10 protein-coding genes and 1 pseudogene are annotated in these 8,621 nt (G+C 63.4%); 6 read left to right on the top strand and 5 right to left on the bottom strand.

Annotated features, from left to right (window positions below; translation table 11 throughout):
• Positions 1 to 195 (bottom strand): annotated as a pseudogene (locus DH10_RS10580) (hypothetical protein); the annotation flags it as partial.
• Between the two features lie 146 nt (positions 196 to 341).
• On the bottom strand, positions 342 to 1,235 hold the full coding sequence (locus tag DH10_RS10575) for a branched-chain amino acid aminotransferase (RefSeq protein WP_192256198.1): 894 nt from the start codon (positions 1,233 to 1,235) through the stop codon (positions 342 to 344).
• Positions 1,236 to 1,497: 262 nt separating this feature from the next.
• On the opposite strand from DH10_RS10575, the gene DH10_RS10570 reads away from it, so the two are divergent.
• From DH10_RS10570 to DH10_RS10555, 4 genes are all read left to right on the top strand, one after another.
• Positions 1,498 to 2,031: a MarR family winged helix-turn-helix transcriptional regulator gene (locus DH10_RS10570; protein WP_192256199.1), complete on the top strand. Its 534-nt coding sequence runs from the start codon at positions 1,498 to 1,500 to the stop codon at positions 2,029 to 2,031.
• A complete protein-coding gene (locus DH10_RS10565; RefSeq protein ID WP_059188911.1) occupies positions 2,018 to 2,737 on the top strand; it encodes a response regulator in 720 nt (239 codons plus the stop codon). Before DH10_RS10570 ends, DH10_RS10565 begins: the two co-directional genes overlap by 14 nt.
• A 50-nt stretch (positions 2,738 to 2,787) precedes the next feature.
• Entirely contained in the window at positions 2,788 to 4,203 is a 1,416-nt protein-coding gene (locus tag DH10_RS10560; protein WP_192256200.1) for an ATP-binding protein, read from the top strand.
• A gap of 203 nt (positions 4,204 to 4,406) precedes the next feature.
• Positions 4,407 to 5,471 (top strand): glycosyltransferase family 4 protein, encoded by a 1,065-nt coding sequence (locus DH10_RS10555; protein WP_192256201.1) that lies wholly within the window; start codon positions 4,407 to 4,409, stop codon positions 5,469 to 5,471.
• Here DH10_RS10555 and DH10_RS10550 read toward each other — a convergent pair.
• The 3 genes from DH10_RS10550 to DH10_RS10540 form a co-directional block, all read right to left on the bottom strand.
• Positions 5,463 to 5,822, bottom strand: a complete 360-nt coding sequence (locus tag DH10_RS10550; protein WP_192256203.1) for a tRNA-binding protein — start codon at positions 5,820 to 5,822, stop codon at positions 5,463 to 5,465. The genes DH10_RS10555 and DH10_RS10550 overlap by 9 nt on opposite strands.
• A gap of 18 nt (positions 5,823 to 5,840) precedes the next feature.
• Positions 5,841 to 6,341, bottom strand: coding sequence for a type III secretion system chaperone family protein (locus DH10_RS10545; RefSeq protein ID WP_192256205.1), 501 nt, complete (start codon positions 6,339 to 6,341; stop codon positions 5,841 to 5,843).
• A 315-nt stretch (positions 6,342 to 6,656) separates the two neighbouring features.
• The gene (locus DH10_RS10540) at positions 6,657 to 6,959 is read right to left on the bottom strand and encodes an accessory factor UbiK family protein (RefSeq protein ID WP_126098780.1); all 303 of its coding nucleotides are present in this window, start codon (positions 6,957 to 6,959) and stop codon (positions 6,657 to 6,659) included.
• A gap of 130 nt (positions 6,960 to 7,089) precedes the next feature.
• On the opposite strand from DH10_RS10540, the gene lgt reads away from it, so the two are divergent.
• Together lgt and DH10_RS10530 are read left to right on the top strand one after the other, a co-directional pair.
• Positions 7,090 to 7,944 (top strand): prolipoprotein diacylglyceryl transferase, encoded by an 855-nt coding sequence (lgt, locus tag DH10_RS10535; RefSeq protein ID WP_192384699.1) that lies wholly within the window; start codon positions 7,090 to 7,092, stop codon positions 7,942 to 7,944.
• Positions 7,941 to 8,621 (top strand): SAM-dependent methyltransferase (locus tag DH10_RS10530; protein ID WP_192384698.1); only part of this gene is annotated, 681 nt, incomplete at its 3' end. The genes lgt and DH10_RS10530, both read left to right, overlap by 4 nt.

Raw genomic sequence — 8,621 nt, 5'->3', positions numbered from 1 at the left:
CGCCGCCGGATCGACCGTGCCGCCGCCGAGCAGGCTGCCGAGAATGGCCGCGCCGCCGACGCCGCCGATGGCGCCACCGAGGATCTTGGGAAGCTGACCCAGTGCCGCCTGTTTCAACGCCGCGCCGACTGCCTGGCCGCCAATAATACCCGTAATCACCTGAATAACGATCGCAACGAGCGTGTTCGTATCCATGTACCTAGTCCCTCCATAGCCGCCAGCCTCCTCGGGCCGACGCCATCATGAGACGCCGAATTGTTCGAAAGTCAAATGCGCACACGCTTAAATAAAAGAGGCGGCTCGAAAACCGCCCCTATTGCACAAAAAAGCTGTGACTATCTCTATTCTGCGGCAATCGCGTGCTTTGGTTGCACTGCAGCAGAATAGTCGTTCATCAACGTCTTTGCGATCTCGCCGACCTCGAATCGGTACGGACCGATCTCCGAAACCGGAGTGACTTCAGCAGCCGTGCCGGTGAGGAAGCACTGCTCGAAGCCTTCGAGCTCTTCCGGCATGATGGCGCGCTCGATCACCTCGAAACCGCGCTCCTTGGCCAGGCCGATCACGGTGCGGCGGGTGATGCCGTCGAGGAAGCAGTCGGGCGTCGGCGTGTGGACCTTGCCGTCCTTGACGAAGAAGATGTTGGCGCCGGTGGCTTCCGCCACCTGGCCGCGCCAGTCGAGCATCATGGCGTCGGCATAGCCCTTGGCCTCGGCGGCATGCTTGGACAGCGTGCAGATCATATAGAGGCCGGCGGCCTTGGACTTGGACGGCGCGGTGCGCGGGTCGGGCCGGCGCCATTCGGCGATATCGAGACGGATGCCCTTCAGCTTCTGCGCCGGGTCGAAATAGCTCGGCCACTGCCAGATGGCGACGGCGCAATTGATGCGGTTGTTCTGCGCCGAGACGCCCATCTGCTCGCTGCCGCGCCAGGCGATCGGGCGCACATAGGCGTCCTGGAAACCCTGCTTCTTCAGAAGCGTGCGGCAGGCCTCGTCGATATCGGCGATCGAATAGGGAATCTTAAAGCCGAGCAGGCGCGCCGATTCATGCAGGCGCTCGTTGTGCTCGGTCAGCTTGAAGATCTGGCCGCCATAGGCGCGCTCGCCCTCGAAGACGGCGCTGGCATAGTGCAGGCCGTGGGTCAGCACATGGACCTTGGCGTCGGCCCAATTGACGAACTCGCCGTTCATCCAGATGAAGCCGTCCAGTTGGTCGAAGGGAACGGATGCCATGGAAACCTCCCGCGGGCGGGCGCCCGCAAATCGTTGTGTCATATGGCGTTTCGTGTCAGCCGCGCGACAGGTCCGAAAACGCCGGCCGGTGCCTGGAAACGTAGGCGGATATTCAATCCATGGCAAACTCAGGAAGTTCCGGAAAAACGGCTTCCGCTTGCCTTTTCGTTCGCAATCCGCCGAAAAGCTTGTCAAAAATTATCATTGCGGGGAAATTACGTCAACAGTACTGACGTAATCCTCGCTTGGGCATGGAGAAATGATGACGGATCGAAGCCCCGCAACCGGAAAACCGATCAGGACGGCGATCTCCGACGACGACGGCATCGACTTTGCCATCATCGAGCTGTTTTTCTTCGCCTATCGCGACTTCACCTCCGATCCCGACCAGATCCTTGCCGATTACGGCTTCGGCCGCGCCCATCATCGCGTGCTGCATTTCGTCAACCGCAGGCCTGGACTGACGGTTGCCGAGCTGCTCGACGTGCTGAAGATCACCAAGCAGAGCCTGGCGCGGGTGTTGAAGCAGCTGATCGACACGGACCATATTGTCCAGGTGCAAGGTCCGCGCGACCGCCGGCAGCGCGAGCTCTACCCGACCGCCAAGGGCCGCGCGCTGGCACTGGCGCTGGCACGGCCACAGTCGCGCCGCATCCGTGCTGCATTGGAAGATTCCGGAACCACCGAACGCGCCTCGATCGAAAGATTCCTGGAGGCGATGGTCAATCCGGAACTAAGGGCGCAGATCAACATTGTGCCTGCGCAAACATCGGGGAAGAAAAATGGAGACCACTGAGAAGGTTGATCATCCGGCAGCGCCCGGCGATGATGCGCCGCATCTGCTGGTGGTCGATGACGACACCCGCATCCGCAATCTGCTCAAGCAATATTTGTCCGAGAACGGTTTTCGCGTCACCGTCGCCGGCAATTCCGGCGAGGCCCGGCGCAAGCTCGCGGGGCTCGACTTCGACCTGCTTGTGCTCGACGTCATGATGCCTGGCGAAACCGGCGTCGACCTCACCAAGGCGCTGCGGGCCGAGAAGAACGTGCCGATCCTGATGCTGACGGCGCTGTCGGAGACCGACAGCCGCATCACCGGGCTCGAGGCCGGCGCCGACGACTATCTGCCGAAGCCCTTCGATCCGCGTGAGCTCATCCTGCGCATCAACAACATCCTGCGCCGCGGCGGGCCGGCGGCGACGCCCAAGGTCGAACAGCTCGTCTTCGGCCCTTACACGTTCCAGATCGCCAAGCGCGAGCTGAAGCGCGGCGGCGAAGCGTTGAAGCTGACCGACCGCGAGCAGGAGATCCTGGCGATCTTCGCCGCGCGGGCCGGAGAGACGATACCTCGCCATGAACTTGTCGGCGACGAATCGGATGTCGGCGAGCGTACCATCGATGTCCAGATCAACCGGCTGCGCCGCAAGATCGAGCGCGATCCGTCCAATCCGGTGTGGCTGCAGACCGTGCGCGGTATTGGGTATCGGCTCAGCGTGGAATAAATTACTCTCGAAGGCCCTTTGCTGAACGGCCATCGACGAGCGGAAGGCGAATGGCGACCACGCAACTGGAAAAGCCCAAGGGCGGCGGCCTCGGCGATCTCGCGATGCGGACTCTGAGGGCGATGCCGCGCGCCTGGAACCGCTTCTGGCGCCTGGTCGCGCTCTACATGCCGAAGCGGCTTTATGCGCGCTCCCTCATCATCGTCATCGCGCCGATGATCCTCCTGCAGTCGGTCGTCGCCTTCGTCTTCATGGAGCGCCACTGGCAGACGGTCACCCAGCGCCTGTCGCAGGCCACTATCGCCGACATCGCCGCCATCATCGACATGATGGAAACCTTCCCGCACGACGCCGATTACGCCAACATCATCCGCATCGCCCAGGACCGCATGCAGCTGAAAGTGGATCTGCTCCCGCCCGATCCGCTGCCGCCCCCAGGGCCGAAGCCGTTCTTCTCCATCCTCGACACGGCCCTGTCGTCGGAGATCACCAGGCAGATCAACCGCCCCTTCTGGATCGACACGGTCGGCAACTCCAACGTCGTCGAGGTCCGTGTCCAGCTCGAAGGCAAGGTCTTGCGCGTCTTCGTGCGCCGCAGCCAGGCCTATGCCTCGAACACCCATATCTTCCTGATCTGGATGGTCGGCACCTCGCTGGTGCTGTTGATGATCGCCATTCCCTTCCTGCGCAACCAGATCAGGCCGATCCTGACCCTGGCCGAAGCCGCCGAGAGCTTCGGCAAGGGGCGGCCGATGCCGCGTGATTTCCGGCCGCGCGGCGCGGAGGAAGTGCGCCGTGCCGGCTTCGCCTTCATCCAGATGCGCGAGCGCATCGAGCGCCAGATCGAGCAGCGCACCGCCATGCTGACCGGCGTCAGCCATGACCTCAGGACCATTCTAACCCGCTTCAAGCTGCAGCTGGCGCTGGCCGGCGGCAAGTCGGAAACCAAAGCCGCCCTCAACCAGGACATCGACGACATGCAATCGATGCTGGAGGGCTATCTTTCCTTTGCCCGCGGAGAGGCGGCGGAAGGCACCGGCCGCTTCGATCTCGATGCCTATTTCCAGAAGCTTGGCGAGGAAGCGCAGCTGCGCAAATGCAAGCTGTCGACGACACTGACCGGCGATCCGACCGTGCATGTGCGGCCGAACGCCTTTGCCAGGCTGATGTCCAACGTCATCGGCAACGCCTTCCGCTATGCCAAGACGGTCGAGGTTCATGCCAACCACGGCCGCGGCTCGCTCACCGTCACCATCGACGACGACGGTCCGGGGATTGCCCCCGACAAGCGCGAAGAGGTGTTCAAGCCGTTCCTGCGGCTCGACGAGGCGCGCAACCTCGACGCCAGCGGCACAGGTCTCGGCCTGTCGATCGCGCGCGACATTGCCCGCAGCCATGGCGGCGACATCACGCTTGAAGACAGCCCGCTCGGCGGCCTGCGCGCAGTGATCAAAGTTCCTGCCTAAATCGGGAAAGACGGGGTTCATCCGCCCGTCATGAAACCATGGTCAAGAGCGCGCATGAAGCGCGCGACCTTTATCGATTCGGCCATGCCGCCCCGCTTCGATCCCGCGCCTGCCCGGGTGCGCTGGAGCGAAGCGCGAGCTGCCGCTTGGTTGCCGTTCCGCCACCGCGCTGGCGCGCTCAAGAATCTCTCCGAAGGATCGTCATGCGGATCCTGATGGTCACCGATGCATGGCGGCCGCAGGTCAACGGCGTGGTCCACACGCTGGAGCGGCTGACCGAAACGTTGAAATCCTACGACGTCCAGGTCGATTTCCTGACGCCGAACATCTTCCGCACCTTGCCGCTGCCGACCTATCCGGACATCCGCCTCGCGTTGACGACCCCAGGTCATGTCGCGCGCCTGATCGATGCACGCAAGGCCGACCATATCCACATCGTCACCGAAGGACCGCTGGGCATCATGGCGCGCCGCTATTGCCGCAAGGCCGGGCGCCCCTTCACCACCAGCTATCACACGCGCTTTCCCGAATATCTCAGCGCCCGCCTGCCGGTGCCGGAGAGCTGGGCCTATAACTGGCTGCGCGACTTCCACAATTCCGGACAGGGCACGCTGGTCGCCACACAGTCGCTGGCGGACGACCTTGCCTCGCGCGGCTTCAACAAGCTGAGACCCTGGACGCGCGGCGTCGACACCGATCATTTCCGGCCGGATAAGCGCAAGGACACGGATTTCCCGCGCCCGGTCTTCCTCTGCGTCGGCCGCGTCGCGATCGAAAAGAACCTGACCGCCTTCCTCGACCTCGACCTCCCCGGCAGCAAGGTGGTGGTCGGCGAAGGACCGGAACTGACAAAGCTCAAGGCCCGCTATCCGAACGCGCATTTCCTCGGCCACCGCCCGAACGACGAACTGGCGGAAATCTATGCCTCGGCCGACGTCTTCGTCTTCCCGAGCCGCACCGACACGTTCGGCAACGTCATCATCGAGGCTTTGGCCAGCGGCACGCCGGTGGCCGCCTATCCGGTGACGGGACCGATCGACATCGTCGGCGACGGCGTTGGCGGGGTCGTGTCCGAGGATCTGGGCGAGGCCGCGCTCAAGGCGCTTCATATCGACCGCGCGGAGGCGCGCCAGCGCGCCATGCGCTACAGCTGGAAGGCCTGCGCCGAGATGTTCCTCGACGTGGTCGAGGAAGCGCTGGGGATGCCGCGCAAGCGCGCCGATCAGGATGTGGTGACGTCAGGCCGGCCCAGGCTCGTCCTAGAATAAGCGTCCGCCGTCCGGCACCGTGCGCTCGATGGCGCCGAGCACGACGGCGCCCTCTTCATCTGGAAAGCCCAGCGTCAGAACTTCCGACATAAAGGGGCCGATCTGGCGCGGCGGGAAATTGACCACCGCGAACACCTGCCGGCCGATCAGCGTCTCCGGCGTATAATATTTGGTAATCTGCGCCGATGACTTCTTCACCCCGATGGCCGGGCCGAAATCGATCTTCAATTTGATCGCCGGCTTGCGCGCTTCCGGGAAAGGCTCGGCTTCGACAATCGTGCCGGCCCGGATGTCGACGCGGTCGAAATCGGCAAAACCGATCTCGGGCTTGCGCTCGCTGCTGGAACTCATCGATGGTATTGGCTTCGCTCAGGCGTTTCCATGGGTCTCAAAGAGCACGCTGGACAACGCGTCCTTGGCCGATGTACCCGACCAGACGACGAACTGGAAGGCCTGGAAATAGCATTCGCAGGCTTCGAGTGCCGAGGACAAAAGCACCTCGACCTGCTGGCTCGAAGGCTCGACCCCGCCGGCAAGCAGCAGCGACTGGCGGAACATGATCGCGCCTTCCTGCTCCCAGAGGTCGAAATGGCCGAACAGCATCTGTTCGTTGATCAGCGACAGGAGCCGCATCACTTCGAGTGCGCGCGTCTCCGGCACCTTGATGTCGAAGGCACAGGCCAGGTGCAGCGCCTCGAAATCCTCCATCCAGGAGAAGGAGACGTGATAGTCGGTCCAGCTGCCGGCCACCGAAATCGAAATCTCATCGTCGCCGGCGCGTTCGAAGGACCAGTCATTGTTGTGGGCCACCTGCTCGATGACATCCACCGGGTGGATTTCGCGGGACAATTCGAGTTCGAGAAGTTCCATGGATGCTTCCTGTGTTCAGGGGAGCGCCACACGCTCCGCGGGGCACACACGACGAACAATCTTGTCTAGAACTCGGACGGCCAGGAACTTCTCAAACGCAAAGACCCCAGACCGGACCCACCGCCCGGCGCATGATCCCTGCTCCGAATCATGCAACAAATTCAGTCTATTGATCGGGAGTCGCGTGAACAGCCCAATTTTTCGCACTGCGTCATTCGCATGTGGAAAGGCGCTGTCAAAAAGATTCATGCAACGCCGGTAAGCGATTCACGGCAAAGCGATTTTTCGGATCGCGCTTTGTGGAAAAGTTTACGATTATTTTTTTGATCGAGGCTTCGCCGCGGCCGCCGGTGCGGCCTGACCGGTCAATTCGGCGAGCTTCGCCTCGAGCGCCTCGACACGCGCCGCAAGCTGGATGTTGTCTTCCCTGGCCTTCACCGCCATTTCGCGCGCCGCCTCGAACTCCTCGCGCTGCACCACATCCATGGAGTTGAGCAGGCGCTCGGCCTGGCTGCGGAAAGCAGTCTCCATCTCGCGTCGAACGCCCTGCGCGGCCCCCGCTGCATCCGTCATCAGCTTGGCGAATTCATCGAGAATGCGGTTCGGTCCGTTCGACATGGCAGATCCTCGCTTCGTCGTTTTGACGTAGTGGCGCGCAAGGCGGAATGCAAGCGAAGCTTGCCTTGACCCCGCCAAAACCCTGCCGCATGGTCCGCGCCCTAACGCGACCGTGCTCGGGAGACCCTGTTTGAGCGAATATTTCCTGCTGCCGCTGGCCTCCCTGCCCTTCCCCAATATCGATCCGGTCATCGTCACTATCGGACCGCTGGCGGTGCATTGGTATGGCGTCGGCTACATCGTCGGCATCCTCTTTGCCTGGTGGTACGCCAAGCGGCTCGCCACCAACACCGGCCTTTGGCCGGACGGCAAGCTGCCGATGAAGCCGGAGGACCTCGACGATTTCATCGTCTGGGCGGCCATCGGCGTGGTGCTCGGCGGGCGGACCGGTTACGTGCTCTTCTACGACCTGCCGCGCTACATCGCGCATCCGCTCGACATTTTTGCGGTCTGGCAGGGTGGCATGTCGTTCCACGGCGGGCTGCTCGGCGTCATCCTCGCCATGACCTTGTTCTCGCTCAAGCGCGGCATCCACACCTGGACGCTGTTCGATGTCGTCTCTGCCGGCGTGCCGGTCGGCCTTGGGCTGGTGCGAGTGGCCAATTTCATCAATGCCGAACTCTGGGGCCGGCCGTCGGACGTGCCCTGGGCGATCGAATTCCCCAATGGCGGCCCGTTTACCCGCCATCCCAGCCAGCTCTATGAAGCCCTGCTCGAAGGTCTCGTCCTGTTCCTGGTGCTGCGCTTCCTCACCCATTCGCGGCTGAAGCTGAGAACACCGCGCTTCGTCGGCGGCGCCTTCATCTGCGGCTATGGCCTGTCGCGCATCTTCGTCGAGTTCTTCCGCGAGCCCGACCAGCAGCTCGGCTACCTGCTCGGCACCAACTGGCTGACCATGGGCATGATCCTGTCCTCGCCGATGGTGCTCGCCGGCATCTGGGCGATGGCGACGGCAAAGCCGATGACGCAAACGCAGCCGGCATGACCCGGCTGAAGGAGCGCATCGTCAGCCTGATCGGCGCCGTGGGGCCGATCCCGGTCAGCGAGTATATGGCGCTTTGCCTGTTCGACCCCGAGGACGGCTACTACACGACGCGCGAGCCCTTCGGCGCCGCCGGCGACTTCGTCACAGCGCCGGAGATCAGCCAGATGTTCGGCGAGCTCGTCGCCGTCTGGCTTTACCAGGCCTGGCAGGGCGCTGGCCGGCCGCTCCCCGTGATCTTCGCCGAAATCGGTCCCGGTCGCGGCACCCTGATGAAGGACATGCTGCGCGCCTGGGCGCGGCTCGATCCGGCCTTTGCCGCCGGCGCTTCCTTCGCCATGATCGAGACCAGTCCGCGCCTGGCCAAAATCCAGCAAGCGACGCTCGCCGGGCAGAGTTCAGCCCTGAGCTGGCACCAGACCATCGACACGCTGCCGCAGCAGCCGATGTTCATCGTCGGCAACGAGCTGTTCGACGCGGTGCCGATCCGCCAGTTCGTCTATGTCGGTTCGGGCTGGCGCGAACGCATGGTCGGGCTCGACGATGCCGACAATCTCCACTTCTTCGCCGGCGCTGGCTCTATCGACCCGGCGCTGCTGCCGTCGGGCGTGGCGGGCGCGCCGCAAGGCACGATCGTCGAGGTGGCGCCGGCCCGTGCTGCGCTGATGGCGGCGATTGCC

The organism is Mesorhizobium silamurunense (genome assembly GCF_014843825.1).
Taxonomy (GTDB): Bacteria; Pseudomonadota; Alphaproteobacteria; order Rhizobiales; family Rhizobiaceae; genus Mesorhizobium; species Mesorhizobium silamurunense.
This window is presented reverse-complemented; position numbering and strand designations above follow the sequence as displayed.

Coding starts and splice junctions, on each gene's coding strand:
- DH10_RS10575 (WP_192256198.1), bottom strand. CDS start 1,235: ATGGCATCCGTTCCCTTCGACCAACTGGACGGCTTCATCTGGATGAAC.
- DH10_RS10570 (WP_192256199.1), top strand. CDS start 1,498: ATGACGGATCGAAGCCCCGCAACCGGAAAACCGATCAGGACGGCGATC.
- DH10_RS10565 (WP_059188911.1), top strand. CDS start 2,018: ATGGAGACCACTGAGAAGGTTGATCATCCGGCAGCGCCCGGCGATGAT.
- DH10_RS10560 (WP_192256200.1), top strand. CDS start 2,788: ATGGCGACCACGCAACTGGAAAAGCCCAAGGGCGGCGGCCTCGGCGAT.
- DH10_RS10555 (WP_192256201.1), top strand. CDS start 4,407: ATGCGGATCCTGATGGTCACCGATGCATGGCGGCCGCAGGTCAACGGC.
- DH10_RS10550 (WP_192256203.1), bottom strand. CDS start 5,822: ATGAGTTCCAGCAGCGAGCGCAAGCCCGAGATCGGTTTTGCCGATTTC.
- DH10_RS10545 (WP_192256205.1), bottom strand. CDS start 6,341: ATGGAACTTCTCGAACTCGAATTGTCCCGCGAAATCCACCCGGTGGAT.
- DH10_RS10540 (WP_126098780.1), bottom strand. CDS start 6,959: ATGTCGAACGGACCGAACCGCATTCTCGATGAATTCGCCAAGCTGATG.